Origin of the sequence: Burkholderia sp. AU27893 (assembly GCF_002223205.1) — a bacterium.
Lineage (GTDB): Bacteria > Pseudomonadota > Gammaproteobacteria > Burkholderiales > Burkholderiaceae > Burkholderia.
The window spans coordinates 770,071-796,543 of record NZ_NKFD01000005.1 but is presented as its reverse complement, the minus strand read 5'-3'; the positions used below and the strand labels follow the sequence as shown (position 1 = coordinate 796,543).

General features: G+C 67.8%; 22 protein-coding genes. 11 read left to right on the top strand and 11 right to left on the bottom strand.

All coding sequences use genetic code 11. From position 1 onward, the window contains the following. The first annotated feature begins 41 nt into the window (after positions 1-41). The 3 genes from CFB47_RS35800 to pntB all read left to right on the top strand — a co-directional run bounded on the left by CFB47_RS35800 (position 42) and on the right by pntB (position 4,594). Positions 42-749 carry a transcriptional regulator gene (locus tag CFB47_RS35800; RefSeq protein ID WP_089444341.1) on the top strand — a complete coding sequence of 236 codons (708 nt, stop codon included), beginning with the start codon at positions 42-44 and terminating at the stop codon, positions 747-749. A gap of 826 nt (positions 750-1,575) precedes the next feature. Further along, on the top strand, positions 1,576-3,168 hold the full coding sequence (locus CFB47_RS35795; protein ID WP_089444339.1) for a Re/Si-specific NAD(P)(+) transhydrogenase subunit alpha: 1,593 nt from the start codon (positions 1,576-1,578) through the stop codon (positions 3,166-3,168). Between the two features lie 13 nt (positions 3,169-3,181). Then, positions 3,182-4,594: a Re/Si-specific NAD(P)(+) transhydrogenase subunit beta gene (pntB, locus tag CFB47_RS35790; protein ID WP_089459460.1), complete on the top strand. Its 1,413-nt coding sequence runs from the start codon at positions 3,182-3,184 to the stop codon at positions 4,592-4,594. Positions 4,595-4,827: 233 nt separating this feature from the next. Here pntB and CFB47_RS35785 read toward each other — a convergent pair whose 3' ends face one another. Both CFB47_RS35785 and CFB47_RS35780 read right to left on the bottom strand, forming a co-directional pair. Continuing rightward, positions 4,828-5,451: an ATP-binding cassette domain-containing protein gene (locus CFB47_RS35785; RefSeq protein WP_089464068.1), complete on the bottom strand. Its 624-nt coding sequence runs from the start codon at positions 5,449-5,451 to the stop codon at positions 4,828-4,830. A gap of 172 nt (positions 5,452-5,623) precedes the next feature. Continuing rightward, positions 5,624-6,115 (bottom strand): hypothetical protein, encoded by a 492-nt coding sequence (locus CFB47_RS35780; RefSeq protein ID WP_089444336.1) that lies wholly within the window; start codon positions 6,113-6,115, stop codon positions 5,624-5,626. A gap of 386 nt (positions 6,116-6,501) precedes the next feature. On the opposite strand from CFB47_RS35780, the gene CFB47_RS35775 reads away from it, so the two are divergent. The 4 genes from CFB47_RS35775 (at position 6,502) to CFB47_RS35760 (ending at position 10,895) form a co-directional block, all read left to right on the top strand. Further along, positions 6,502-6,939, top strand: a complete 438-nt coding sequence (locus CFB47_RS35775; protein ID WP_089464067.1) for a tol-pal system YbgF family protein — start codon at positions 6,502-6,504, stop codon at positions 6,937-6,939. Positions 6,940-7,037: 98 nt separating this feature from the next. After that, the gene (locus CFB47_RS35770) at positions 7,038-7,487 is read left to right on the top strand and encodes a GNAT family N-acetyltransferase (protein WP_089464066.1); all 450 of its coding nucleotides are present in this window, start codon (positions 7,038-7,040) and stop codon (positions 7,485-7,487) included. A gap of 136 nt (positions 7,488-7,623) precedes the next feature. Further along, positions 7,624-9,045, top strand: a complete 1,422-nt coding sequence (locus tag CFB47_RS35765) for an HD domain-containing phosphohydrolase (protein WP_089464065.1) — start codon at positions 7,624-7,626, stop codon at positions 9,043-9,045. 80 nt (positions 9,046-9,125) lie between these two features. Then, on the top strand, positions 9,126-10,895 hold the full coding sequence (locus tag CFB47_RS35760) for a histidine kinase (protein ID WP_089464064.1): 1,770 nt from the start codon (positions 9,126-9,128) through the stop codon (positions 10,893-10,895). 46 nt (positions 10,896-10,941) lie between these two features. Here CFB47_RS35760 and CFB47_RS35755 read toward each other — a convergent pair whose 3' ends face one another. From CFB47_RS35755 to CFB47_RS35745, 3 genes are all read right to left on the bottom strand, one after another. Next, complete coding sequence (locus CFB47_RS35755) at positions 10,942-12,045, bottom strand: alpha/beta fold hydrolase (protein WP_089464063.1); 1,104 nt, start codon at positions 12,043-12,045, stop codon at positions 10,942-10,944. Positions 12,046-12,302: 257 nt separating this feature from the next. Further along, positions 12,303-14,021: a cobalamin biosynthesis protein CobT gene (locus CFB47_RS35750; RefSeq protein WP_089464062.1), complete on the bottom strand. Its 1,719-nt coding sequence runs from the start codon at positions 14,019-14,021 to the stop codon at positions 12,303-12,305. 4 nt (positions 14,022-14,025) lie between these two features. Beyond that, positions 14,026-15,228, bottom strand: a complete 1,203-nt coding sequence (locus CFB47_RS35745; protein WP_089464061.1) for an AAA family ATPase — start codon at positions 15,226-15,228, stop codon at positions 14,026-14,028. A gap of 499 nt (positions 15,229-15,727) precedes the next feature. Between CFB47_RS35745 and CFB47_RS35740 the strand changes: the two genes are divergently transcribed. Then, positions 15,728-16,252 carry a GNAT family N-acetyltransferase gene (locus CFB47_RS35740; protein WP_089464313.1) on the top strand — a complete coding sequence of 175 codons (525 nt, stop codon included), beginning with the start codon at positions 15,728-15,730 and terminating at the stop codon, positions 16,250-16,252. Between the two features lie 70 nt (positions 16,253-16,322). Here the strand turns inward: CFB47_RS35740 and CFB47_RS35735 are convergent, their stop codons facing one another. After that, positions 16,323-17,546 (bottom strand): acetyl-CoA carboxylase biotin carboxylase subunit family protein, encoded by a 1,224-nt coding sequence (locus tag CFB47_RS35735; protein WP_089464060.1) that lies wholly within the window; start codon positions 17,544-17,546, stop codon positions 16,323-16,325. Between the two features lie 49 nt (positions 17,547-17,595). Beyond that, complete coding sequence (locus CFB47_RS35730) at positions 17,596-18,540, bottom strand: hypothetical protein (protein ID WP_089464059.1); 945 nt, start codon at positions 18,538-18,540, stop codon at positions 17,596-17,598. 167 nt (positions 18,541-18,707) lie between these two features. Here CFB47_RS35730 and CFB47_RS35725 point away from each other — a divergent pair, with 167 nt between their 5' ends. Next, positions 18,708-19,583 carry a LysR family transcriptional regulator gene (locus CFB47_RS35725; RefSeq protein ID WP_089444328.1) on the top strand — a complete coding sequence of 292 codons (876 nt, stop codon included), beginning with the start codon at positions 18,708-18,710 and terminating at the stop codon, positions 19,581-19,583. Positions 19,584-19,631: 48 nt separating this feature from the next. Here the strand turns inward: CFB47_RS35725 and CFB47_RS35720 are convergent, their stop codons facing one another. Both CFB47_RS35720 and CFB47_RS35715 read right to left on the bottom strand, forming a co-directional pair. Then, a complete protein-coding gene (locus CFB47_RS35720) occupies positions 19,632-20,900 on the bottom strand; it encodes an ATP-grasp domain-containing protein (RefSeq protein WP_089464058.1) in 1,269 nt (422 codons plus the stop codon). 44 nt (positions 20,901-20,944) lie between these two features. Continuing rightward, positions 20,945-22,378, bottom strand: coding sequence for an MFS transporter (locus CFB47_RS35715; protein WP_089464057.1), 1,434 nt, complete (start codon positions 22,376-22,378; stop codon positions 20,945-20,947). A gap of 435 nt (positions 22,379-22,813) precedes the next feature. Here CFB47_RS35715 and CFB47_RS35705 point away from each other — a divergent pair, with 435 nt between their 5' ends. Together CFB47_RS35705 and CFB47_RS35700 are read left to right on the top strand one after the other, a co-directional pair. Then, positions 22,814-23,932: a TauD/TfdA family dioxygenase gene (locus CFB47_RS35705; protein WP_089444325.1), complete on the top strand. Its 1,119-nt coding sequence runs from the start codon at positions 22,814-22,816 to the stop codon at positions 23,930-23,932. 99 nt (positions 23,933-24,031) lie between these two features. Continuing rightward, positions 24,032-24,970, top strand: coding sequence for an ABC transporter substrate-binding protein (locus CFB47_RS35700; protein WP_089464056.1), 939 nt, complete (start codon positions 24,032-24,034; stop codon positions 24,968-24,970). 28 nt (positions 24,971-24,998) lie between these two features. Here CFB47_RS35700 and CFB47_RS35695 read toward each other — a convergent pair whose 3' ends face one another. Together CFB47_RS35695 and CFB47_RS35690 are read right to left on the bottom strand one after the other, a co-directional pair. Beyond that, positions 24,999-25,889 (bottom strand): AidA/PixA family protein, encoded by an 891-nt coding sequence (locus tag CFB47_RS35695; RefSeq protein WP_089464055.1) that lies wholly within the window; start codon positions 25,887-25,889, stop codon positions 24,999-25,001. A gap of 65 nt (positions 25,890-25,954) precedes the next feature. Continuing rightward, positions 25,955-26,458 (bottom strand): inclusion body family protein, encoded by a 504-nt coding sequence (locus CFB47_RS35690; RefSeq protein ID WP_011349899.1) that lies wholly within the window; start codon positions 26,456-26,458, stop codon positions 25,955-25,957. Between the last annotated feature and the right edge of the window lie 15 nt (positions 26,459-26,473).

The following is a 26,473-nucleotide window of genomic DNA, read 5'->3' as shown; positions in this document are numbered from 1 at the left end:
CGTGTACTGCGTCAGGTCTGCATCGATTCGGAAAAACAGACATGAGCAGAGCACCATCGCCCGCCAACGGATCCACCGGCAAGACGGGCGATCGAACCAGGACGAGCGCGACGAAGCGCGGCAAACGGCAGGCGGGTACGGGGCAGGTTGCCCCGCACCATGCGGTTGCCGATGCGATCGCGCTACTGTTCCAGCCTTATACGGAAGTCGTGCTGCACGACCTCTCGACGCAAACGGTCGCATACGTTGCGAACAATTTGTCCAAGCGGGAGGTGGGCGACGATTCGGCACTCGAGGAAATCGGTTTCGACGAACAGGAGAATGTGATCGGCCCGTACGAAAAGCTCGGCTGGGACGGTCGCAAGATCCGCTCGATCAGTGCCGTGTTGCGGACCGAGTCGGGTGAGCCTGTCGGGGTCATGTGCATCAATTTTCACCAGGCCGCGCTCGATCAGGCAAAGCAGGCACTCGAACTATTGCTGTCGAGCGCGGTGCTGCAGCCGCAACCGGAGAAGCTGTTCCGCGACGATTGGCAGGATCGGGTGAATGTCTTCCTCGATCACTGGCTGCAGGAGCGCAAGCTCACGTTGTCGATGCTGACACGAGAGCATAAGCGTGAACTCGTCGCGGCGTTGTATGCGGAAGGCGCATTCAACGGAAAGAGCGCCGCGAACTATGTCGCAAAGGTCCTGGCGTTGGGGCGCGCGACGATCTTCAACTATCTGAAGGAGCTCAGAGGTGAAGGGTGACGGAGCGTTTGTTTGACCGGATCGAGGAAGCACATCGCGCGATTCGCCCTCAGGCGGCGGTGACGTCCCTGGCGTTCAGCCCGATGCTGTCCGCGGTCTCCGGGCGTCGCGGATATCTAAAGTGCGAGCACCTGCAACATGCAGGCTCGTTCAAGTTTCGCGGCGCCACGAACCCGGTGCGGCTCCCGGATGCGAAGACGCGGCGAAACGGCAAGACCCCTGGGGCTTCACCGGGAGCGTTTCCATCGGTATTCCCCTGTCCTGACGAAAATCAGTTCGACGAGTCAGTCAGCATTCTCCATTAAACTCGCCAGCACCGAAGCGCGTCGGCCACACGGATTATGTCGTTGGCGCGCGACAAATGGCATTGTTCCGGTAAGCAAGGGCATTCTCGATGAAACCGATTCCGGTGCTCGTGTGCCGATCGCCGATTATTCACGTTTCAAACGGATTCACGCGCCGGCGGCCCGTGCCGCGCGGTTCCGGCCGGTGAGCGCGAGGGTGCCCGCCCCGTCGTGTCCAGACAGGGGATTCATGGATTGAATGCGCGCCGATTCAAAAGATAAATTTTGGAAAGACTCTGGCACGGGATATGCTTGACGGGTTTTATCCGCTCGGAACCTGCGCCGGATATTCGTCAGCATAATCAGGCAAGAGCACGAACTGGTTTGCCCTGACAACACCATCGATTAGAGGATCGATCGTTTGTGAAATTCGCGCGGGAGTGCCAAGCTGCGCGCGGAGCAAGGTCGTACACGGATTGAGTTGGGTGACGTGAAACGCAGGCCGTAATTCCTCGCGACGGCCACTACTGACAGTTCAGGATATGACATTACAGATTGGGGTCCCTCTGGAGACGGCCCACGAGGAGCGGCGCGTAGCGACCGTTCCCGACGTGGTCGAAAAGCTGATCAAGCTCGGGTTCTCGGTGGCCGTGCAAAGCGGCGCCGGCACCGGCGCGAACTTCAGCGACGACGACTACCGCACGGCCGGCGCCGAAGTCGTGCCCACGGCCGCCGATCTATGGGGCCGCAGCGACATCGTCCTCAAGGTGCGCCCGCCGAGCAGCGACGAAGTCGCGCTGATGCGCGAGGGCGGCACGCTGATCGGCTTCGTCTGGCCGGCCCAGAACCCTGAACTGATGCAGCAGCTGGCCGCGAAGCGGGCCACGGTGCTGGCAATCGATTCGCTGCCGCGCACGCTGTCGCGCGCGCAGAAGATGGACGCGCTCACGTCGATGGCCGGCGTGAGCGGCTACCGCGCCGTCATCGAGGCGGCCCATGCATTCGGCCGCTACTTCAACGGGCAGATCACGGCCGCGGGCAAGGTGCCGCCGGCCAAGGTGTTCATCGCCGGCGCCGGCGTCGCCGGCCTCGCGGCGATCGGCACGGCCGCGGGCCTCGGCGCGATCGTGCGCGCCAACGACACGCGCGCGGAAGTGGCCGACCAGGTCAAGTCGCTGGGCGGGGAATTCGTTAAGGTCGACTACGAGGAAGAAGGCTCGGGCGGCGGCGGCTACGCGAAGGTGATGAGCGAAGGCTTCCAGCAGGCGCAGCGCGCGATGTACGCGCAGCAGGCCAAGGAGGCGGACATCATCATCACCACCGCGCTGATTCCCGGCAAGCCGGCGCCGAAGCTGATCACGGCCGAGATGGTGCAGTCGATGAAGCCGGGCAGCGTGATCGTCGACATGGCCGGCGAACAAGGCGGCAACTGCGAACTGACGGTGCCGGGCGAAGCCGTGGTGCGTCATGGCGTGACCATCGTCGGCTACACGGATCTCGCGTCGCGCCTGGCACGACAGTCGTCGACGCTGTATGCGACCAACCTGCTGCGCGTGGTCGAGGAGCTGTGCAAGGGCAAGGACGGCACGATCAACGTCGACTTCAGCGACGACGCGATCCGCGGCCTCACGGTCATCAAGGAAGGCAACGTCACGTGGCCGCCGCCGCCGATCCAGCAGCCGGCCGCCGCCCCGAAGCCCGCCACGCCGCCGGTCGCGGCCACCGCGTCCAAGGGCCACGGCCACGGCAGCGGCGCGCCGATGTCGGCGAAGTCGCTCGCCATCACGTTCGCGGTCGGCGCCCTGTTGTTCCTGCTGGTCGGCCAGTTCGCACCGGCCACGTTCCTGGCGCACTTCACGGTGTTCGTGCTGGCCTGCTTCGTCGGCTACATGGTGATCTGGAACGTCACGCCGTCGCTGCATACGCCGCTGATGAGCGTCACCAATGCGATCTCGTCGATCATCGCGATCGGCGCGCTGGTGCAGGTCGCGCCGCCGTTGGGCGACGCGGCGGCGGAGGGCCGTCCGTCCGGGCTGATCCTGGGCCTGGCGGTGGGCGCGCTGACGCTCACGGCCGTCAACATGTTCGGCGGCTTCGCGGTGACGCGTCGCATGCTGGCGATGTTCCGCAAGTAAGGAGACGATAACAATGACTTCCAATCTGACTACCGTCTCCTATATCGGCGCGGCCATCCTTTTCATTCTCAGCCTCGGCGGGCTGGCCAATCCCGAGACCGCACGGCGCGGCAACCTGCTCGGCATGATCGGCATGCTGATCGCCGTGCTCGCTACGGTGCTCGGCCCGCGCGTGTCGGCCGAGGGCATTCCGTACATCGTGGCTGCGCTGGTCGTCGGCGGCGCGGTGGGGCTCTATGCCGCGAAGAAGGTGCAGATGACGCAGATGCCCGAACTGGTTGCGCTGATGCACAGCCTGGTCGGCCTGGCGGCGTGCCTGGTGGGCTTCGCGAGCTACATCGATACGTCGGTGCAGTACACGGGTGCGGAGCACGCGATCCACGAAGTGGAAATTTATGTCGGCATCCTGATCGGTGCGGTGACCTTCGCGGGCTCGGTGATCGCGTTCGGCAAGCTCTCCGGCAAGATCGGCGGCAAGCCGTTGCTGCTGCCGGCCCGGCACTGGCTCAACCTGGCCGCGCTGGTGGTGGTGATCGTGTTCGGTCGCGCGTTCCTGCATGCGGAGACGGTCCAGGACGGCATGACGCCGCTCATCGTGATGACGGTGGTGTCGCTGCTGTTCGGCGTGCACATGGTGATGGCGATCGGCGGCGCGGACATGCCCGTCGTGGTGTCGATGCTCAACAGCTACTCGGGCTGGGCGGCGGCGGCTACCGGCTTCATGCTCGGCAACGACCTGCTGATCGTGATCGGTGCGCTGGTGGGCTCGTCGGGGGCGATCCTGTCGTACATCATGTGCCGCGCGATGAACCGCAACTTCATCAGCGTGATTGCCGGCGGCTTCGGCACCGGCAGCGGTGCGCCCGCGGCGGCCGGCGGCAGTGCGCAGCCGGCCGGCGAAGTGGTGGCGGTGAGCGCGCTGGAGACGGCCGAGCTGCTGCGCGATGCGAAGAGCGTGATCATCGTGCCGGGGTACGGGATGGCCGTGGCGCAAGCGCAGCACACCGTGCATGAACTCACGAAGGTGCTGCGCGAGAAGGGCGTCGACGTGCGTTTCGCGATCCATCCGGTGGCCGGGCGCATGCCGGGGCACATGAACGTGCTGCTCGCCGAGGCGAAGGTGCCTTACGACATCGTGATGGAGATGGACGAGATCAACGGCGATTTCCCCGAAGCCGACGTGTCGATGGTGATCGGCGCGAACGACATCGTGAACCCGGCAGCGCAGGAAGATCCGGCCAGCCCGATCGCCGGCATGCCGGTGCTCGAGGTGTGGAAGGCGAAGACGTCGATCGTGATGAAGCGCAGCATGGCGTCCGGCTATGCGGGCGTCGACAATCCGCTGTTCTACAAGGACAACAACCGGATGCTGTTCGGCGACGCGAAGAAGATGCTGGACGAGGTGTTCGGCGCGTTGAAGGCCTGACGGTGCGCATGGCCCGGTGCGAACGATCGCCGGCTGCGGTGTTGGGCAGTCGGTTGATCGGGGCCCGGCGCGCCGGGTAGGCGCATCGCGACGGTCACGGAAGTGCGGGGCGGGTGGGTCCGTTTCGCACTTCCTTCCATAAAGTGACGGCGATCGATTGTCGATGCGCCGATCTCCCTCCGCCAGCCACCACGCTGGATCCTTCCCCGCGATTGCGCCCGCGACGCTACCGTCTATCCAGCGAATCCAAGCTCCGCAAAAGTGACGACCCTTGCGTCACAGGCGCGCGCCAGCGCCGGATCGTAAGTCGAAAAAAAGACGGCACGATCTGCAGCCAGCGTCTTGAACAGATCGATCAGCACCGCACGCGACGCGGCATCGAGCCCGCTGTCCGGATCGTCGGCGATCACGACGGCGGGCGCGCCGAGCGTCGTCGCCGTCAGGAACAGTTTCTTGCGCGTGCCGAACGACATCTGCTCGAAGCGCTTCTCAAGATGCGGGCCGAGCCCGAATCGATCGGCCAGATCGAGCGTGCGGGCGTCGACGACGGTCTTCCTGCCGGCCGCCACGAGATCGAGAAACGCGCGCCCGGTCTGGAGCGGATAGGCGAGGCAATCGTCAGGCACGTATGCCAGCGCGGATTTTGCATCGTGCGGCGCGGTGCGCAGCGAATGGCCGCCGATCCACACCTCGCCCTCGTCCGCGTCGAGCGTGCCCGCGAGCATGGCGAGCAACGTCGATTTGCCACTGCCGGTTTCGTCGCACAGCGCGACGCATCCGGCGCCGGATGCGTAGTGGAGTCCGTTGAAGATGACGCGCTTGTCGTAGCGCTTGCCGATATTGTCGAAGCGGAGCATGGGTCGGTAGTCAAACGAAAATTCGCCGGGTGAGCGCGACCGACCTCACGGTCGGCAGCAGGCCCGGCAACACGGATGGTCGGGACGCGTAGCGTGGCGGCCGATAGTGTAATGCGACACGCGACGCGCCCGCGGCCACGTGCCGGCAGTGAAGAACGGCAGCGGGCGATTCCTACTTGCTCTCGTCCAGCGCATCGTTCCAAATCTTCGCGCCCTGCTGATGTGAAGCGATGCCGTTGAAGAATGAGTCGATGGCGGCGCCGATATCAAAGTCATCACACTTGTCCCACAAGATGAGTTTGGGCTTGTGTACACGGAAGTTGCCGCTGCTCTTCGGTGTGTAGGCCACCGCAATGGCCGCCTTTGCCCACGGGAAAGCGTAGGAACGCGCTTCCAAAATGATCGCGTCAACCTTTTTGCCCTCTGGCGTCGCGATCCGGCCGTCGTATGCCAGCACACCGTCATTTGCATTGAACGGGTCGCTCTCGAGCTGCTTTCGGCCGTGCTCGACTGCCTCGCCTACGTCATCGAACACCAGCCGCTCGAATTTCCGCTGACCATCGTCAGTCTGAAATGCCATCATCGGGACAAGGCCATCTGCGTCGGAGATACACCAGACGGCATGCGCAGCAACAAAACCAGCGAGTTCAAAGGCGGTGAGCATGTTGGTGGGGCGGATAGGTTGGGGGTTGGGCGCTCATGTGACTGCGAAAGGTTGCCTTGGCGGCCCGAGTTCGCCCGCGGCCCGCAAGGGTGCACTCGACGTCGGCCATCGAGTCAGTTGCAGGCGATCTCGGCCAACAGCCAATTGTAGAACGGTGCCGCCTGCAAGCAAATTCAGGCGCATCCCCCAGGATTGGGCGATCGTTTCCCAACCCGCACGTGCTGTTACGCCGAAAGTCGAGGCGCGCGCGTCATACGGCTCGGGTATGCTGGGTGAATGCCGTTCGGACGACCGACCCGCACGGCAAAACTGCACACAATCACCGCGATTGCATCGCAATCACCGGCCGCACCGGGCCGATTTCAACTTCGGAACAGGAACTCGACATGGCAGAACTGGACAACGCGCTGTACGAACGGATCGGCGCGCTGAGCGACGCGGGCGATGCATTGATGGAAGACGGCGACTACGAAGGCGCGCTCGAGAAATTCTGGGCTGGATTCGACCTGCTTCCCGAACCCAAGACCAACTGGGAAGCCGGCACCTGGTTGATGGCCGCCATCGGCGACGTGAATTTCCATCAAGCGAACTACGCGGCCGGACGCGACAATCTCGCCCAGTCGATGCATTTCCCCAACGCGATCGGCAACCCGTTCCTGCACCTGAGGCTGGGTCAGTGCCAGTTCGAGCTGGGCGATCTCGACCGCGCGGCCGACGAGTTGATGCGCGCCTATGCGAGCGGCGGGCCGGAGCTGTTCGAGGACGAGGACGGCAAGTACCTGCGATTCCTGGCGACGCGGGCCGAAGGCATCGAGACGCCCTGACGCGCGTGGTTCGTGCCGCCGGCCGGCGGGCGGCGCGAGAAGACTCCGACGCCGGCGCGTGATGCCAGGCGCCTTCTCCGTACAAGCGCAACCCGCCCATGAACCTGACCTTTCCCCTCGCCACCCGATCCGACGCCGACACGCTGGTTGCCATCCGCATCGCCGCGATGCGCGACAGCCTCGAGCGCATCGGCCGCTTCGATCCGCAGCGTGCACGCGACCGGTTTCTCGCATCGTTCGATCCGGCGCTATGCCGCTTCATCGAAGTCGACGGCGTGAACGCGGGCTTCTTCGTGGTCCGGCCGCAGGAAGATCACTGGCTGCTCGACCATCTGTACATCGTGCCCGGGCAGCAGGGTAGAGGCATCGGCGCGGCCGTGCTGCGCCGGATCTTTGCCGATGCTGACACGCAGCGCATGCCCGTTCGCGTCGGCGCGCTGCGCGGCAGCGATTCGAACCGCTTCTATGCCCGGCACGGCTTTGCAAAGGCCGATGAAGCGGAGTGGGACATCTACTACGTGCGCGAACCGGGCTCGGCAACGGGGTAGATCGCATGCGGCCGCGCACGGCGGCAATGCGTGTGTGGTGCGATCCGGGCGAGCACATCAGCGTTTTCCCGGATACGGAATGCGAGGCGCATGCCGATGATGCAGGGAGACTATAAATACATGATCCGAGGCCATCATGACGACATCTGCAACAAACGGACTGAATGCGGTATCGCCTGAAACGACCGGGGCGGCAGCGACATCCGACGATGCGGGTGGCGTGCCGTCGATCCTGCTGGTCGACGACGAGCCGAGCGTGCTGTCGGCGCTCAGGCGCGTGTTCCGGCCCGCCGGCTACGCGATCCTGACCGCGGAAAGCGGCGAGGCGGCGCTCGAGGTCCTGGCGTCGACCGAAGTCGACCTGATCGTGTCCGACATGCGGATGCCGGGCATGAGCGGCGCGGAGTTCCTGGCCCGCGCACGGTCGCTCTACCCGGACACGATGCGCATCTTGCTGACCGGCTATGCGGAAATCGCGTCGGTCGTGCAGGCCGTCAACGACGGCGGCGTCTATCGCTACCTGAACAAGCCGTGGGACGATCACGACCTGCTGCTGACGCTCGAACAGGCGCTGGAGCAACGGCGCCTGCGGCGTGAAGCGGCCCGGCTGGCCGCGCTGACGGAAGCGCAGAACGAAGCGCTGCGCCGGTTCAACACGGAACTCGAAACGCAGGTGCGCGCACGCACGGAGGAACTCGGCCAGACCGTGATGTTCCTCGAAGCCGCGGAACGCGACCTGAAAAGCAGCTTCACCGCGATGGTCCAGGTCTGCGCGAGCATGATCGAGATCCGCTGCGGGTCGGCCAGCGGTCATGCGATGCGGGTCGGCGAGATCGCGCGGCGGCTGGCGCTGACCTCCGGGATGAGCGAGCTGCATGCGCAGGATGTCTATTTCGCGGGGCTGCTGCACGGCATCGGCAAGTTGTCGCTGCCGGACGAGTTGCTGCGCAAGCCGCTCGCGAAGATGACGGCGGAAGAGCACGGCCTGTTTCTGCAGCATCCGCTGCGCGCGCAGATGGTGCTGACACCGGTCGCGCAACTGCACAAGGTCGCGTCGATCGTGCTGCACCAGTACGAGCGCTTCAACGGGCGCGGCACGCCGGACGGCCTGGCGGGCGACGCGATCCCGCTCGGCTCGCGAATCCTGGCGATCGCGCGCGATTTCGAAGGGCTGCGCAATGGCGACATCGGGGCGCCGCATTCGGTCGAGCAGGCGCTCGACGCGTTGCGCTCGCAGGCCGGCGTGCGTTACGACCCGCGGATCGTCGACGGCCTGATCGAGCTGATGCGGGATCCGGCGAGCCTCGGCATCGCGGCGTCGGTCGCGGAGATCAAGTCCGCGCAGCTGCGCGAAGGGATGCAGCTCGCCGACGATCTGCGCACGCATCGCGGCGTGCTGCTGATGACCAAGGGCAGCGTGATGTCGGCGCACCAGATCGAGCTCGTGCGCCGCTTCGAGACGCGCGAGGGGACGTCGTTCGACATCCTCGTGCTGGCCGGCCAGGCCGCGGCGAAGCCGGCGCCGGGCGCGCCGACTGCGGGCGCGGCGCCGGCCTGAGCCCGGCCGCGCGGCCTGATGGCCGCGGTGCACGACGGCGCGCCGCGGCAACGCACTCTCTTCGATTCGGGCGCTCGATCATGTACGGCACCTACCATCTCCCGCTCGTTCTGCTGTCGCTCGCGATCGCGACGCTGGCCTCCTATACGACACTCGACCTGGCCGCCTTCATTGCGCTGCTCGACAACCCGAAGCTCAAGCATGCGTGGCTGGGCGGCGGCGCGGTGGCCATGGGCACCGGCATCTGGTCGATGCATTTCGTCGGCATGCTTGCGTTTTCGCTGCCGATTCCGCTCGGCTACGCATGGCCGGATACGGCCGCGTCGCTGGCGATTGCCGTGCTCGTGTCGTACTTCGCGCTGACCGTCGTCACGCGCGCACGGCTGGGCTGGCGGCGGCTGCTCGTGGGCGGCGTACTGATGGGCGCCGGGATCGCCGGCATGCATTACGCGGGGATGGCCGCGATGCGCATGGAGCCGGGCATCCGCTACGATGCCGCGCTGTTCGCCGCGTCGATCGGCATCGCGGTGATCGCGTCGACGGCCGCGTTGTGGATCGCACAGGCGTTGCGCGCGCAGCAGGCGCGCCATGCGACCGCCCAGCGGGTCGGTGCGGCCTTCATCATGGGTGTCGGCATCACCGGCATGCACTACACGGCGATGGCGGCCGCGCATTTCGCGCCGGACGCGCGGTGCGGGGCCGCGAACGGGGTCGATACGCCGTGGCTCGCGACGACGGTCGCGCTGTTCACGACGGGAACGCTGGTCGTCACGCTGTTGTTGACCCGATTCGATGCGCGCACAACCTTTTTGCGCGGGATGACCGATACGCTCGAGCGGCTCGTGCGCTTGCGCACCGTCGAACTGGAACGCGCGCTGCATCGCTACGAGCAGACGACGGCGATGCTGCAGCGCACGCGCGAGAACATGGCGACCGAGATCGACGAACGCAAGGCCGCGCAGGCGCGGCTCGAACAGGAGAAGGACGAGCAGCGGCGCCTGCTGCACGCGCTCGAGGAAACCCACGTGCAACTGCTGCAGTCGGAAAAGCTCGCGTCGATCGGTCAGCTCGCGGCCGGTGTCGCGCACGAGATCAACAATCCGATCGGCTTCGTCAGTGCGAACCTCAACACGTTGAAGACATGGGTGCGTAGCCTGCTCGACGTGATCGCCGCGCATGAAGCCGCGCTGCCGCAGCTCGATCCGGCCGCGCGCGACGCGCTGGCGGCGACGGGCCGCGCGGCGGATCTGGACTACGTGCGCGGCGAGATCGGGACGCTGATCGACGAATCGATCGATGGCGCGCTGCGCGTGCGGCGCATCGTGCAGGACCTGCGCGATTTCTCGCGCCCGGCCAGCGACGAATGGAGCGTGGTCGATCTCCGTGCGGGCCTGGAAAGCACGCTCAACGTCGTCCACAACGAACTCAAGTACAAGGCCGACATCGTGCGCGATTACGGCGACGTGCCGCAGGTCGAATGCCTGCCGTCGCAGTTGAACCAGGTGTTCATGAACCTGCTGGTGAACGCGGCGCACGCGATTCCCGAGCGCGGCGTGATCACGATCCGCACGTCGAGCGACGGCGAGCAGGTGTCGATCGCGATCAGCGACACCGGGACGGGCATGACGCCCGACGTCGTCCGGCGGATCTTCGATCCGTTCTTCACGACGAAGCCGGTCGGGCAGGGCACGGGGCTGGGCTTGTCGGTCTCGCACGGCATCGTCAAGCGCCATCGCGGCACCATCGACGTGACGAGCGAGCCGGGGCGGGGCACGACGTTCTGCGTCCGGATACCGATCCGGCGCGCCGGCGATCGCGAAAACACGGCGGAGCTGGCGCACCGGGCGTGATCGCGTGACGGCGTCGCGCGCCACGGGCCGGCGCGGTGGTTGCACGTCAGCGCAGCCGCTTGCGGTGTTGGCGACGAAAGAAATGCCAGAACATCGCGGTGGCGTCCGGCCCCGTGGCGGAGTGAAACGGCTCGCGCGGGTCGCCGCCGCTCCACGCATGCGGCAGCCGGCGGACGATGCAGACCCTGACGACGAGACGCCCGGCCTTCAGGTAGTCGACATAGTCGGCATCGTCGCGCGCATAAGTGCGTTGCTCGCCCACCCGTATCGCGCCGTGCTCGTCGACGAGCCGGTTGAGCCGCGCGAACGCGATGCCGAGCTGCGTCGCGTTCCGGTCGGTCACGACCGTATCGAGTGCGCCGTGCATGACGAGGGCCGGCATGCCGGGATAGGACGCGACGTCGGCGCAGGCCTCGACCGCGCGGATCGGGTCGTCGCGCAGGCCGCGACGCATCAGGTTCATCGCCGCCAACGTCGACGACGGCGGGGCGATGGCCGGGCCGGAGTGCAGGCCGACGGCCGCGAAGCGGTCGGGATACCGGATCGCCAGTGCCGCGGCGAGCCCGGCTCCGGCGGACATGCCGGCCAGATAGATCCGGTCGCGGTCGAAGCCGTGCTGTCGCACGATGGCGTCGACCAGCGACGTGATGGCCGCGGCTTCCGACTCCGTCGCGTCGCCATGCCAGTGCCAGCAGCGGTGCGCATGCGCGGTCTTGGCTTGCTCGGGGAACAGCACGGCGAACCCCGAGCGCTCGGCGAGACGGCACATGCGTGTGCCCGCGGCAAACGATTCGGCACTCTGCTTGCAGCCGTGCAGCATGACGACGACCGGCATGCCGGCTGTCGTCGCCGGTGCGGTGGGGAGATACAGCGCGTAGGCGAGATGGTTCACGTAGCGGCCGGCGCTCGGGCCGGCGGAATGAAACGAGCGGAGCCACGTGCCGGGCGCCTTGTCCGCCGGGGCACGAGCGGGATGCGCGGTGCCGGTGCGTCGGGCGGGACGCACGGTGGCGGCCGGCCGGGCGACCGGCTTGACCGCCCGCTTGGCGGCCGGCCGCGGCTTGCTCGTGCGCTTCGTCGGACGCGCGCCGGCCGCGACGGAGAGCAGTTCGAGGGGCCGTAACCAGAGGCTGGTTTTTTTCCTGGGCATGTGCAGTTTCGTGCCGGCGGCCGACCGTGGCAGGAAGACGCGGCCGACTCCGCCGTCGCGTTGACAATCGAAAGGAGGCGCGGAGCAAGGATCGTGCTGCCGCCCGCGTGCACATCGAAACCGGTCGGCCGGTCGAATGCAACGGAACGCGGGTTGCTGCGTACGCGTGGCGATTCGAGTCGGCCATCGGCGATGCTAACCGCCCGATGTGACGCGCCGGCGAATCGAAGCGGGCTTCGACCCTGTCGCGCGCGCGGCTAGCGCCGATCCAGCAGTGTATCGCTCAATACGCTGAACGCCGCGCCCGGCAACTCGTGCAGATGCTCGACCACGCTGCTGACCGGATAGAAGGTTTCGACCGCATCGTCGAGGATCCCGACACCGATCAGTTCGACGCGCCGCTCGCGCAGCGCATCGACGCGGGCGCGCAGGTCGGTGCGCAGGATCGCCGGGTTGCCGTCGCCGGTGGCCGGATAGCCGTCCGACAGCACCATCAGGATTCGCCGCCGCGCCCGCTTCGCCAGCAGCCGCTCGGCGGCCCAGCTCAACGCCTCGCCGTCGGGATTCTCGTGGCCGCATTCGATGCACGCGAGGCCGCTCGGATTGTCGGAATCGAACCGCTTGTAGACGCGCAGGTCGAGCCGTTCGACGAACCGGTTATAGCCGTACGTGTCGCGGCCCGCGTCGATCCAGCGCTGGTAGTGCGCGCGCATCGCGCCATCCTCGACGGAGCTGTAGCCGAGCACTTCGCATGCAAAACCGAGCTGCGTCAGCGCATCGCACAGCGCCGCCGCGCACAGCGTGGCGAGTTCGATCTTCCTGCCGGCCATCGACCCGCTGCAATCGATCAGCAGGCTCACGGCCGCGTCGCGCCCGGGTGCGGCGCGCCGGACGCGGAATGGCGTGCGATAGCCGGGCGACGTGACGAGGCGGGCGAGCGACATCCGGTCGAGCTCGCCGCGTTCCTGTTCGCGTTTCCAACGCGTCTGCTCGTCCACTTTCAACGCGCGTTCGAGTTTCAGCTTGAGCGGCTCGGTCTGCGCGCGGGCCGCGCTTCGCAGGCGGTGCCAGCGCGCCGGTTCGCCGTTGCCGGTGAAGTCCGTCACCGTGTCGAACGCGGTGGTCAGCGGGACCGACAGCAGCGGCCGGTTGTCCGCGGACAAGCGGATCGTGCCGGGCGGCATCGCGTCGCCCGGCGTCGGTGCTTCGGTGGACGATGCCGTGTCGGCGATCGCCCCGGCGCCCGATTCGGCGGAAACGGGCGCACGGGAGTCGTCCGGCGCGTGCTGTCCGTCCGACTCGAATTCGGCGGCGATGCTGTCGCTGTCGATCGTGCTGCCCGGATCGGCCGTGAACATCATGTTGTTCGCACCGGCCGACGCCAGCGCACGCACGCGTTCGACGATCCGGTGCGCGGCGCGGATGCTGTCGGCGGTCGAGGTGGCTGCGCGCGCTGCGTCGACGAGATCGCCTGATGCGGCCATCGTCGCGTCGAGCGACGGCACGCGCTCGATGGCAGGCAGCGGTTCGTCCCAGAGCGCCCGTTCGATGCGCCATACCAGCCTGTCGCGCCACGCCATGCGCGGCCACCGATGGAGCGTGTCGGCGGCCGTCGTCGCGCGCATCCGCCGCAGGAACGTCATCGCGCCGGGATAGAGCGCAGCGAGGCGGCTGGCCGCGCGCCGGTCGTCGATCGCCTGCGCGATGGCCCGCACCACGGGCGACGCCAGGGCGGCAAGGTCATCGATCGCACTGAAACGGACGCGCGCCGCGTAGAGGTCGACGAGGCCGGTGATCGCATCGTCGTCGACGTCGACGTCGTCGTCGCCGGCAAGCAGCGTGTCGGGCAGCACCAGCAGGTCGCGCTGCGCGCTGGGCCCGTGGCGCGCGAACCGCACCTCGATGCCGTGCCGTTGCGCGAGCGTGCGGGCCAGCCGGGTCAGGTGGAGCGACCGCGCGTCGTCGTCCCGGTCCATCGCGTCAGGCCTCGACGTCGATGTAGTGGCGAATGATGCTGCGGATCAGGTCGGCGTCTTCCGTGCCGACCTTCGCATAGATCGTCGGCCCGGCGGCCGATTCGGGATCGCCGGTGCGCAGCATCAGCTCGGCCCAGTCGATCAGGCGCCGCGTCGAGAACGCGCTGGCCAGATCCTCGCGGACGAACGCGGCGCGGCAGTCGGCCGCGATGGCCGCGAGCGTGTCGGCCATCGCCGCGGTCATGGCCGGCCCGAACGTGCGCTGCAGCACGCGCGCCTCGTCGGGCGGCGGCAGGTAGTCGAGGCGGTAGACGCGCCAGCGGTCGAGAAACGCCTCGTTCATCACGTTGGCGCCCTGGTACAGATGGCGGAACTGCCCCATCGCGCCCACCGCATTGGCGGTCGCGAACAGCCGGAACGACGGATGCGGGACGACGATCTCGTTGCCCTTCTCCTTCAGCAACAAGCGGCCGGCCGGTTCGAGCACGGCGGTCAGCACCGCGAGGATCGCCGGTTCCGCGAAGTCGATCTCGTCGACGATGAGCCACAGCCCATCACGCATCGCGGTCGGCAGCACGCCGTCGACCCAGATCGTCTCGCCGCCCTTGACGGTCCAGAACCCGACGAAGTCGCCGACCGTCGTCTGCCCGTTCATGTTCGAGCGCAGCACGCCGTGGCCGGTCAGCGCGGCGGCCTGCTCGATGAGGCTCGTCTTGCCCGTGCCGGTGTGGCCGATCAGCAGGATGCGCCGGTTCTCGACGATGTCTTCCAGCACGTTCGTCACGCGCGCGGTGAACAGGTAGGCCGGGTTCGGCGGCGGCACGAGCGGCCCGCCCGGGCCGCGCGGCATCGGCACGCCGCCCACCTGCGCGACGTGGGCCGCAGCGCCGGTTGCCGCCGGTCGCGACGCGTGCGCGCTTCGCAGCGCCTGCATGAACGCGCCGCGATGAGCGGGCGCCCCGCGATCGCCGGCTTCACGCCGGACGAAGCCCTCCTGGATCCACTTGTGCAGCTTCGCATCGAGGTTGTCCGCATCGACGACCGTATCGATCGAGGTGCTGCCGTCAGGCCGATGATGCTGGATGCGGTACAGGTGCGCGCGTTCGGCGCGGCTGACGATCCATTGCCCGGCGGACGGGTCCGCCGGTTGACGATAGACGCCGAGTACCGACGGGGCGGAAGAGGTGGAATCAGCGGGTGCGTTCATGGTGGCGAGCGAGAGTGGGCGGCTGGCGCTTCATGCCTGCGATGCATCGCGTCGATTGTATATTTTTGCCGTGAACGGCGACATTCGCGCGGGAATCGATTCGCTGCGATCCGGGGCGGAGCAGGCGGCGGGTCGTTGCGCCAAATCGGGGGCGCGCCGTGGGCAATGCGCTGCAGCACGATCTTTCGGCTTCCTTGCTACGCCTCGAACCACGTTTGCCGTGCTGATTCGTCGGCAGCGGAACGGCTCGTTGGTAGGGGGCGGCCACGTCCATGCATGCGAAGGTCGATCGCCCCGCTCCGCCTTGCGCCGATCTCCCGGGTTTTTCACGAAGACCACCCGTCATGTCGAATCGCGGGCCGCCACACCTTGATCAATCGGGTGGAATGTCAGTACCGTAGCAGGCTTGATCGTCGGGCTACCATCGCGTGTCGCTGGGCAGCCCGGCATGACATCCCATTGCGCGCCGGCTGATGACGCTGGCGAAGGAGTGTTGAACGTGACGTCGACAGGCGTGGACAAGATGAGGATCCGTCGTGCCAGCGCACTCGATGCCCCGGCCGTGCTGGCGATCTTCGACGACGTGATTGCGTGGTTCGTCTCCATCGGCAACGACGGGCAATGGGGCCGCGAGCCGTGGTCGACGCAACCCCGGCGTATCGCGCTCGTGACCGACGCCTGCGGGCTGCCCGACGCGTGGGTCGCAGAGGCTCAGGACGGCCGCGTCCTCGGCGCATTGATCCTCGGCGAGTCGATGCCCTACGTGCCGCCCGCGACCGAGCCGGAAATCTACGTGCGCGTGCTGGTGGCATCGCGCGATGCGCGGGCGCGGGGTATCGGCCGGCGCCTGATGGCCTTCGCGGACGAGCGTGCCCGCGCGGCCGGGGTGGCGCGCTTGCGGGTGGACTGCTATGGCGGGGGGACCGGCGCGCTGGTGCGTTTCTACGAGTCGTGCGGCTATGAGCGAATTTCACCCTTCGACGTGGACGGGTGGCCGGGGCAGTTGCTGGGGCGTCGTTTGTGACGGTGCCTGACCGAAGCCACGCGGCACGGCGGCTTGCGGTCGAGCCCGGGAAGGCATCGAGTCGATCGTCTTACGCCTGGCCGGAAACGGTGGGCTGCCCGACGGGCTGCCCGTGGGCCGACGAACCGGAATGCGCGGGCGCACCCTCCACACCGTGCGCGACCGGCAGCGCCACCCGCACATAAAGAAACGCACGCCGCTCGCGATCGGGTAGCACCTGCGGCCCGTAGCTGATCGTGACCGTGCCGTCGCGAATCTCACCCGCCTGCGCGAAACGCCACGCACGGGGATCGCTGTCGAGCAGGAATTCGGCGCGCGCATACGCATGCGGTTCGAACAGCACGGGAATCTCCACCGGGCGTCCGTCGAGCTTGTCGAGCAACGCTTCGACCACGTTGAAGCCATAGCCGTCGCGCACGATGTCGCAAATGAAGCTGCCCGCGATGCGCGGATTCAGTTCGATCACGTGCGGCACGCCGTCGTGCACGATGCAGTCCAGGTGCACCGGCCCCCAGGTCAGCCCGGCGGCCGCCGTGGCGCGCGACCCGACGTCGATCAGTGCGCGCAGCGTGTCCGCATCGAGGTCGAGTTCGGACGTATAGCCGCGCTCGAGAAAGCCCGCCCCGTGCCGTTTCAGCTTGCGCAGCGCGCCGACGTACCGGCCGTCGAAAAACTCGACGCAGTATTCGCTGCCGCTCAGGAATTCCTCGATCACGACGCGCTCGGTCGCGCGCGCCTGCGCGTCGGCTTGCCCGGCGGCGAGGGCGTCGAGCTGCGCACGAACCTCGGCGATGCTCTCGCAGCGCCGCACGCCGTCGCTCGCCGAGCCTTCCGACGGCTTGACGACGACCGGGAAACGCAGCGGGTCGGCCGCGGCCGCGAGCGCCGCCGGCGCGGCCAGCGTGCCCGTGACGAATTGCGCGGCCGGGATGCCGTGCGCGGCGAGCAGCGCCTTCTGGTTCGACTTCGACACCGCGTGCGCGACGTGGCGCGCATCGGGGCCGGGCAGGCCGAGCGCATCGGCGACCCACGCGGCGGTGCGCGCGTAGGTGTCGTGCGCGGTCGTCACGCGCAGCGTGTCGAGCGCGTCCGGATAGCGCGTGCGCAGCCAGCCGGCGAGCTGGCCGGCATCGGGTTCGAGGTTGATCGTCTCGACGCCCGCCGGAAAGACGCCGTCGAGACGGTGCCCGGGGGCGGTGATCACAGTCACGGCCACTTGCCGCGCAAGCGCGCCACGCACGAGCGCGAGGCTGCTGCCGGTGGCGCGGGCGCCGATCACGATGAGTCGCTTCATGCTGGATCCTTGATCGAAGGCGGAAGAAGGGAACGGCATCGCGTGCCGGCTAGCGCGCACGGCGGCGCAGGCGCTGTGCTTCGAGGCGCGGCAGCAGATGCTGGACGACGCGCGGCAGCGTGTAGATCGGCAACTGCGCGCAGGTGAACACGAGCGCCATGGTGGGCGTCGCGGCGAGCCCGAGCGCGGCCCACATCAGCCCGACGTTGCGATTGGCGACGATCAGCGCGACATTGAGCCGCGTGCGGACATCGCCGGGCGTGAGCCCGTACGCGATGACCTGGAAGCCCGCGTTGACGGCGAACGCGAGGGCGATCGCGGTCAATGCGCGGTGCGGCGCGTCGACGATCGATTGCTGCATGCCGGCCATCGTGCCGAGCGCGAACACCAGCAGTGCGACGACGACCGTCGCATCGATCGGCGTCGCATAGCGGTCGAGCCGTGAGCCGGCGAAGCGCCGCACGAGCAGCGCGACGCCCTCGGCGCTGCCGATCAGCAGCGCGAGCCGCCACGCGAGTGTCAAAGGGGAAATCGACACGGCCGCATCGTGGCTGAACCAGGCCGTCAGCAGCGGCGCGGTGAGCGGCACGAACACCATCGACGCGAGGGTCGCGACGAGCGCGACGCTGGCGTCGAGCGACAGCATCCGCGCGATCGTCGACGTGCCGCTCGACGGCGGCGCGCAGTACGCGATCACCAGCGCGACGACCCAGTCGTACGGCATGCCGGCGAGCCGCGCGGCGATGCCGAGCGCGACCGGGCACGCGATCATCGTCGCGGCGGGCAGCAGCAACGACACGGCCGGCCGCCGCGCGACCGCGCGCACCGCGCTGGGCTCGACGCGCAGCAGCGTGCCGAGCACGAACAGGAACACGGTGACGGGCATCAGCGGCCGCGCGAGATCCGCGAGCGGCGGCACCAGCAGCCCGAGGCCGACGCCGCACGCGAGCACGGTCGGGCCGCGCCGCACCAGCGCGGCGATCAGCGTGCGCACGGGCACGCCTCGGAGCGACGGCGGACGGTCGTGCGACCTGGGCAGGCGGAGAAGGGCATGCGGATTCCTCGGGAGCGGGCCGTCGGGCACCGGGTATCCGCAAGGCTAATCCGGAATTTTGGCGAAGTAAAATGATATTACCGCGATCAGTAACAAGAGAAAGTGATATGAACATCCCTCTGCTCGAAACCTTCCGGGCCGTCGTTCAGGAAGGCAGCGCGCTGCGCGCGGCCGAACGGCTCGGCTGCACGCAGTCGAACGTCACCGCGCGGCTGCGCCTGCTCGAAGCGTCGCTCGACGCGCCGCTGTTCGACCGGCACGGCAAGCGGCTGGTGCTGAACGACGCGGGGCGCCGGCTGATCCCGTATTGCGATCGCATCCTGCGCCTCGTCGACGAAGCGACGCAGGTGGTGCGCGAAGCACCGGTCGCGCGCAGCTTCCGGCTCGGCTCGATGGAAAGCACGGCGGCCACGCGGCTGCCGGCGCTCGCCGCTGCGCTGAAGGCGCGCGACCCGGCGCTCGGCCTGGCGGTGCAGATCGGCAGCGAACCGGATCTGGCCGACGCGCTGTTGCGCGGCCGGATCGACGCCGCGCTCACCGCGCGCGCGGTCGTGCGCCCCGGGTTGCGCTACGAGCCGGCGTTCGCCGAAGAGATGGTGCTGGTGAGCGCGACCACGGCCACGCGGCGGCAGGTGCTGGCCGACCACCCGGTGCGACTGCTCGCGTTTCACGACGGCTGCCCGTATCGCGCGGTCGCGGAGCACTGGCTGAAGGCGCGCGGCATCGCGATCGAGTCGGTGGCGTCGTTCGGCACGTTCGGCGCGATCCTCGGCTGCGTGGCGGCCGGCATGGGCGTTGCGATCCTGCCGAAGCGGATCACGACCGAGCACGTGGCGCGCAAGGAACTCCGGGCGCATGCGTTCGACGATCTCGACAGTGTGACGACCTATCTCGTCACGTCCGAAGCAGCGCCCGAGCTGCCCGAGCTCGAGACATTGCGCGCGGTGCTGGGGCGGCAGGCGGGGGCGTTGCTCGGGCGCTAGCGGCGCGCGCCTCGACGCGCCGCACCGCACCGCGCGGCGCCGATCGCGCTACGCCGGCACGACCGCCCGTTCATCCGCGAAGAATTCAGCCTCGATCTCGCGAATCCGCCGGCAATCCTCCAGCAGCCGCTCGAACGTCGGGCTGTAAAGGCCGACCGTGCCGAGCGCCGTCTGCAGGTCGGTCGTCACGCGTAGCGTGTCGCCCACCTTCGCCCATTGCTTGAGCCCGACGAACGACGGCAGCGCCTGGATCGCCTGCCACGTGAAGTCCTGCCGCAGCACGCCGTTGCGCGACGACAGCAGCAGCACGTGCCCGCAGTAACCGCGAAAATCCGTCGGCGCGTTGACGTCACCGAACAGCCGTTCCGGGTGCAGCACGGCCTCCACGGCAGCCGACACATGATTCTCGCCGCTGACCGCGCTCGTCAGCCGCGGATCGAGGCTGCCGTGCAGCCGCGCGTTCAGCTCGACGATCGTCGGGCCGTCGACGGTGTCGAACAGTTCGAGATGGGTCGGCCCGAAGCGCACGTCCAGCGCGTCGAGCACGGCGGCCGCGTAGTCGAGCAGCGGCGCGTAGCGCGGATCGGCGTGATTCAGCACCAGCATCTTGTCGAGCCGCGGCGCATGCGTGCGGTCGCGGTGCACTTCCCACAGGCTGACCACCCGGTGGCGGCCTTCGAACGACACCGAATCGACGATGTATTCCTGCCCCTCCGAATAGCTCTGGATCACGATGTCGTCGTTCGGCTGGTTGTACAGCGAACGGGTGGCCAGCACGTCGCGCGCGGCGGCCTCGACCTGGTCGAGCGTCCGGCAGATCTTCACGCCGGTCACGCCCGCGCTGCGCGCCGGCTTCACCACGAGCGGCAGCTTGCCGTATGCGCGCGCCCATTCGAGGGCGGCGTCGACCGACGTGCTGTGGAAATGAGCCGGCGCACGCAGGCCGGCCTGGCGAATGCGCTCGTTCATCGCGTACTTGTCGCGCCGCGCGGCCGACGTCGCGAGCGGATTGCGCGTCGGCACGTCGAGCCGTTCGGCGAGCGTGTCGGCCAGCTCCAGCGCCGCGTCGAGGCCGTGCAGCACCGCGCCGATCCGCAGGTCGCTCAACTGCGCGAGCGTCGCGTCGATATCGCCGTGATGCTGGACCTGGCGGATATAGTCGGACGGGACGAACTGGTTCCGGTAGATCTCCGGCAGATCGGGGTCGCTGATCACGTGCGCGCAACGGATGCCATAGGCGCGGAACGCGGGCGCCAGATAGGCGGCGGTCGACGCGCCGTCGACGATCAGGACGGTATCGATGAAACGATGCGGCATGGATTCCTCGCTGGGCTGGGGGATCGGTTGGAGGGGGCACGGGCTCAGGCCCGCGGGCCGCTATCGGGCGCATCGCCGGGCCAGCGCGCGGCCAGCACGATGCAGAGGGCGACGAGCACGGCCGCGACCGCGAACCCGCGCGCCGCGCCGGCCACGATCGCCGCGCCCTGGCCCGCGACCAGTGCGCCGAGCGCCGCGACGCCGACGGCTGCGCCCACCTGGCGCGCGGTATTGAGGATCGCCGACGCGGTGGCCGCGCGGCCGGCCTCGACGCTGCCGAGCATCGTCGACGTCAGCGCGGGAATCGCGATGCCGCCGCCGATCGCCATCGCCGCGAGCCCAGGCGCCAGCAGCGCATACGGCGTGTGCGCGCCGAGCGTCTGCCACAGCCATACGTAGCCCGCGAGCGACACGGCGAGACCGACGATGACGGTCGCGCGGAAGCCATGGCGGACGGCGAGACGCGCGCTCGCGATGTTGGCGAGCATGATGATCGTGAGCGGCGCGAGCGCGAGCCCCGATTCGGTCGCGGTGAAGCCGCGCGCGTTCTGGAAATAGAGGCTCAGCGAGAAGATCAGCCCGTAGAACGCGGCATTCGTGATCGCGCCGATCGCGAGCACGCCCGGCACGCGCGCGATCCGGAAGAAGGCGAGCTGCAGCATCGGCGCGGCCACGCGCCGTTCGATCGCGACGAACAGCGCGCCGAGCACGACCGACGCGGCCAGCGCACCGGCCGCATACGGATCGCGAACCCCCTGCGCGCCGGCCCGGATGATCCCGCCCGTCAGCAGCGCGAGCACGAGCACCGCGACGATCTGGCCGGCCGGATCGAACAGCCGCGTGCGCGCGGCGGCCGAATCGCGCACATGGCGCAGCGTGAGCCACAGGCCGCCTGCGCAGATCGGCAGATTGATGAAGAAGATCGCACGCCAGCCGAGCGAGTCGATCAGCAGGCCGCCGAGCGTCGGACCGGCCGCGCTGATCGCGCCGCCCGTCGCGCTCCACCACGCGACGGCCCGCACCCGGGCGGCGGCATCGTTGGCACACGCATGCGTGATGAGCGCGAGCGACGTGGGCAGGATCATCGCCGCGCCCACGCCCTGCGCGACGCGCGCGGCGATCAGCGCGGCCAGCGACGGCGCGAGCGCGCAGCCGAGCGATGCCAGCAGGAACAGCGCGAGGCCGTATGCGAACAGCCGGCGGCTGCCGAAGCGGTCGGCCAGCGTGCCGGACGTCAGCAGCAGCGCGGCGAACGACAGCGTGTACGCATCGACGATCCATTGCAGCCCGTGGACGCTCGATCCGAACGAATGGCCGAGGCTCGGAATTGCGACGTTGACCACGGTCACGTCGAGCTGGACGATCGCGAAGCCGAGGCTCGCGGCCGCGACGGTCGGGAAGATCGCGCGCAGCGACGTGCGGTGCGGCGGCACGCCGGCGGCCAGCGTGCGCTCGAGTGCCGGTGCGCGATCGCTCATCGGGCCCTCCGCACCGCGTGGCAGGTGGGGCGGCACGCAGCCAACGGCGCGTCGTTTCCGGGCGTACTGCGCAGTAGATGGAATCGGTTCATCGAACGGGTATCCGTGGGGCGGAGGAAAGGCGCCGGCTGCCGATCGACGGCCGGCGCTTCGTCGAATCCGACAGAAAACTAGCATCGACCCGTTAGCGAATACAAATAATAACCGGCGATTATTTAACAACCATTCGTGTTAAGCGATGGTGCGAGCGACGCGGCCCGCCGCTCGCCGCGTTGCTGAACTTATATCGAAAATTTTTGTTTGCAATCGAATTAATATCATTTCGAAATGCAATGACGGTCTCCTAGTCTTGTCGAGCGCCGGGCCCCGAGGATGGCCACGCGCGGCGGTAGTGCCATACCGCTTATCGACCTCCGATCTTTATACGAGAGACCTATGACCTATCTCGCAGATGAACGCATCGTTTTGACGGCAGCGGAATCCAGTCATATCCGCACGACGCTCGGCGCACTGCCCTATGATCCGGCGGGCGGCGCGGGCTACATCAGCGCGGTGCGCAAGCTTGCCTACACCGCGTTTCCCGACCGGGTCGTCGACGCGTTCGATCGCGCGAAGGCGCCCACCGCCGATGCGCACGGCTCGATCGAGATCGACAACCTGCCGATCGACGACGACGTGACGGGCAGCCCGCGGTTCGAGGAAACCGGCCGCTCGTTCAAGGCCGGCGTGTTGAGCGAGAACGTGCTGGTCGCGTTGAGCACGCTGGCCGGCGAGCCGTATTCGATTGCGCACGAAGGCCGCGAGCTCGTGAACAACCTCACGCCGCACAAGGCGACCGCGCGCGACTATACGGGCCTGGGCTCCGAGGTCGAGCTCGATTTTCATATCGAGAACGCCGCGCAGGCGCACATGCCGGAAGGCGACACGTCGCCGTTCGCATTGCTGCTGCTCGGCGTGCGCAGCGAAGCCGGCGGCGGCCCGTACACGCGGCTCGCCGATGCGCGTCGCGCGCTGCAGCTGCTGTCGCCCGACGATATCGCGCAACTCTACGGCGAGCACTACATCATCCGCGTGCCGTACCGGTGGCGCGGGGCGGCGCCGACGCCGCGCGACAACACCGACCTGAGCGCGGTGCTGTCGGGGCCGCTCGAGGCGCCGCGCGTGACGGTCGCGTTCTATCCGGACATGGTGCTGGCGGTCAACACGCGCGCGCAGGAGGCGCTGGCCAACCTGTATCGCGCGGTGCGCGAGGTGTCGTTCGGCGTGCAGATTCAACCGGGCAAGCTGGTGCTGATCAACAATCATTTCACGCTGCATTCGCGCGACCGTTTCGATCCGCAATACGACGAGAACGACCGGGCATTCCGCTGGGTACAGCGCGTGTTCGTCGCGCGCAGCCTGTGGAACTTCCGCGCATTCACGCCGCTGCAGGCGCGCGTGTTCGATCCGAAGGCGCTGTATGCGGGCGAGTCGCAAGCAACGCGCCCGGCGCCGGTTGCGCAACCGGTGACGCAACGCGCGGCCGCGGCCGAACTCGAAGCGACGCCCGCCTGAGCGGGCCGCGAACGCCAGGCGGCGACGGACGGTGGAAATCGTTCTGTTCCGCCCGCGTTCCGCGCCCGCACCATCAAAAAATAAAGGAATCCGGAAGACATGAGAAGAACAGCATTCCCCGTTGCGCACGTCGTTCGCGTGCTGGCCGCCGTCCTGATCGGCAGCAGCATGGCCGCGCAGGCCGCAACGTTCGACCTGAGTCCCGAGCAGCCCGGCCGGCTGCGCGGCAGCTTGAACCCGGCAGTCGAGCAGGCGTTGCCGGCCGGCTTCCGGTTTGCGGAAGCGAACACATTGACGATCGGCATCGCGCCGAACCTGCCGCCGCTCAGCACCTATGCGACCGATGCGCGAACGGTGGTCGGCTTCGATCCCGATCTCGCGCAGCTCGTGGCGGACAGCATCGGCCGCAAGCTGAAGCTCGTGCCGCTGTCGTGGGCCGACTGGCCGCTCGCGCTGCAGTCCGGCAAGGTCGACGCGGTGATCTCGAACGTGACGGTGACCGAACAGCGCAAGGAGAAATTCGACTTCTCGACCTACCGGAAGGATCAGCTCGGCTTCTACGTGAAGAACGGCAGCCGGATCGCCGCGATCCGCGAGCCGAAAGATGTTGCCGGGTTGCGCGTCGTGACCGATTCGGGCACGAACCAGGAAAAGATCCTGCTCGAGTGGAACCGGCAGAACGTCGCGCACGGCCTCGCACCGGTCGAGATCCAGTATTACGCGGATGCGGCCGAGCGCTGGGTCGCGCTGCAGTCGGGGCGCGTCGACACGATCTTCAGCGTGAATTCGATGCTCGCGTACCAGGCGTCGCTGCGCGGCGATGCGAAGCTGATCGGCACGGTGAGCGGCGGCTGGCCGCGCACCGCGGATATCGCGATCACGACGCGCAAGGGCAGCGGCCTCGCCGATCCGCTGACGGTCGCGATCAATGCGCTGATCGCGAACGGCAGCTACCGGAAGGTGCTCGGCCGCTGGAGCCTCGACGCCGAAGCGATCGAGCGGTCGCAGACCAATCCGCCGGGGCTGCCGCGCACCTGAACCGCCCACGTGCCGATTGCCGCGACGCTCACGTGATCGGCCACTGCAGGATCACGATGCCGTCGTTGTAGTCGGCATCGGTGCCGTCCTCGGCGCCCAGCCAGCCGAGCCAGACGGAGTCGCCCGCGGACAGCGGCGCGAGGCGCGCATCGGTCGCGGATGGCCTGCCGTTGGCCGACGCGTCGATCCGGATCTTGCCGCCCTTCGAGTTCAGCGTGAACATCCTGACGCCGTCCTCGCTGTTGCCGACGAACGATGCGGCCGGTTCCGGCGCATCGTCGACGAAGAGTTTCAGGTCCTGCCGGTCGGCGGCATTCGCGTAGAAGATCGCCTTGAACGCCGTATTCGGCGGCAGCGTGAAATGACCATTGCGATCCGACGACGGCTTGAAACCGGGCTGCTTCGTGTCCGGCCCGCTCCCCGCGATCTCGATCGACGTTTCCCAGCGGAAATAGCCCGATACGTTGCCGTCGCGGTCGTATACGCCGAAGTCGGCCGTACACGTGGTGGCGCCCGCGGCCAGCACGTCGCTGCGCCAGTAGTGGTCCTTCATCGGATGGCACGGCGGATGCAGCAGGTCGTCGGCATCCGGCACGGGCGTGGCCGCGTCGCGCACTTCGGGTTCGATCGGCGCGACGATGCCCGCCTCCTTCAACGTGAACCGGACGAACAGCACGCTCACCTCGGCGCGCAGGGCCAGCGCGGTTTCGCGCAGGCGCAGCTGGTCGCCCGGCGACAGGCCGGTAAAGAGGCGGCTGTCGTTGTGGCCGAGCTGCGCGCCGCCGCCGGGGCTCACCACATAGAGGTGCCGGCCGTCGATCACGGTCGGTGCGGCCGGGTCCCGGCTTGCCTCCGGGTAGGCCGACAGCAACGTGACGGCGTCGACGATCACCAGCACATCGCAACGAAGACCAGACATGAGCGCTTCCTCCGCAACAAGGGGATGACGCGGGCAGCCGCCGCGCGGCCGCCCGCCTGCCGCGATCAGTTATGGATCGAGATGAACGGATCCCAGGAGAAGCAGCCCTGGCTCTGACAGTTGCGATCGATGATCTGGAACTGGAAGTGGTACGTCACGCGGCCGACTTTCAGGCATTCCGATGACCAGTAGTAGTTCGCGACCTTCTGGCAGGTCGGCACCTCGGGCTTGCTGGTGTTCGGCACCGGAATGGACGCCTCCGCGACGCGCGGCGTCGGCGTCGAGATCAGTTCGTTGCCGACGTTGCCGACGAACTTGTAGAACACGACCTGGTTCTCGAAGCCCAGCGACAGGCTCGTTTCACGCCAGCGGATCAGGTCGCCGACCTGCGCCTTCAGGTCGAGTTCGCCGCCCGCCTGCCCGGAGATGACGTTGTCCTGGTTGGTCACCATATAGACATAGCGCCAGTCGATCAGCGTCGGTGCGGCCGGGTTTTTGCTGGGATTCGGATATTTTTTGAGAATGGTTTCGGTATCGAATGAGACGAGCACATCGGTGACGCGTGACATAGAAGCTCCCGTTTG

Excerpts from the sequence above, each read along its gene's own strand:
- CFB47_RS35750 (WP_089464062.1), bottom strand. The coding sequence starts at position 14,021 with ATGGACCGGGACGACGACGCGCGGTCGCTCCACCTGACCCGGCTGGCC.
- CFB47_RS35700 (WP_089464056.1), top strand. The coding sequence starts at position 24,032 with ATGAGAAGAACAGCATTCCCCGTTGCGCACGTCGTTCGCGTGCTGGCC.
- CFB47_RS35775 (WP_089464067.1), top strand. The coding sequence starts at position 6,502 with ATGGCAGAACTGGACAACGCGCTGTACGAACGGATCGGCGCGCTGAGC.
- CFB47_RS35785 (WP_089464068.1), bottom strand. The coding sequence starts at position 5,451 with ATGCTCCGCTTCGACAATATCGGCAAGCGCTACGACAAGCGCGTCATC.
- CFB47_RS35745 (WP_089464061.1), bottom strand. The coding sequence starts at position 15,228 with ATGAACGCACCCGCTGATTCCACCTCTTCCGCCCCGTCGGTACTCGGC.
- CFB47_RS35770 (WP_089464066.1), top strand. The coding sequence starts at position 7,038 with ATGAACCTGACCTTTCCCCTCGCCACCCGATCCGACGCCGACACGCTG.
- CFB47_RS35735 (WP_089464060.1), bottom strand. The coding sequence starts at position 17,546 with ATGAAGCGACTCATCGTGATCGGCGCCCGCGCCACCGGCAGCAGCCTC.
- CFB47_RS35725 (WP_089444328.1), top strand. The coding sequence starts at position 18,708 with ATGAACATCCCTCTGCTCGAAACCTTCCGGGCCGTCGTTCAGGAAGGC.
- CFB47_RS35695 (WP_089464055.1), bottom strand. The coding sequence starts at position 25,889 with ATGTCTGGTCTTCGTTGCGATGTGCTGGTGATCGTCGACGCCGTCACG.
- CFB47_RS35780 (WP_089444336.1), bottom strand. The coding sequence starts at position 6,115 with ATGCTCACCGCCTTTGAACTCGCTGGTTTTGTTGCTGCGCATGCCGTC.
- CFB47_RS35795 (WP_089444339.1), top strand. The coding sequence starts at position 1,576 with ATGACATTACAGATTGGGGTCCCTCTGGAGACGGCCCACGAGGAGCGG.
- CFB47_RS35755 (WP_089464063.1), bottom strand. The coding sequence starts at position 12,045 with ATGCCCAGGAAAAAAACCAGCCTCTGGTTACGGCCCCTCGAACTGCTC.
- CFB47_RS35690 (WP_011349899.1), bottom strand. The coding sequence starts at position 26,458 with ATGTCACGCGTCACCGATGTGCTCGTCTCATTCGATACCGAAACCATT.
- CFB47_RS35760 (WP_089464064.1), top strand. The coding sequence starts at position 9,126 with ATGTACGGCACCTACCATCTCCCGCTCGTTCTGCTGTCGCTCGCGATC.
- CFB47_RS35800 (WP_089444341.1), top strand. The coding sequence starts at position 42 with ATGAGCAGAGCACCATCGCCCGCCAACGGATCCACCGGCAAGACGGGC.
- CFB47_RS35765 (WP_089464065.1), top strand. The coding sequence starts at position 7,624 with ATGACGACATCTGCAACAAACGGACTGAATGCGGTATCGCCTGAAACG.
- CFB47_RS35705 (WP_089444325.1), top strand. The coding sequence starts at position 22,814 with ATGACCTATCTCGCAGATGAACGCATCGTTTTGACGGCAGCGGAATCC.
- pntB (WP_089459460.1), top strand. The coding sequence starts at position 3,182 with ATGACTTCCAATCTGACTACCGTCTCCTATATCGGCGCGGCCATCCTT.
- CFB47_RS35720 (WP_089464058.1), bottom strand. The coding sequence starts at position 20,900 with ATGCCGCATCGTTTCATCGATACCGTCCTGATCGTCGACGGCGCGTCG.
- CFB47_RS35715 (WP_089464057.1), bottom strand. The coding sequence starts at position 22,378 with ATGAGCGATCGCGCACCGGCACTCGAGCGCACGCTGGCCGCCGGCGTG.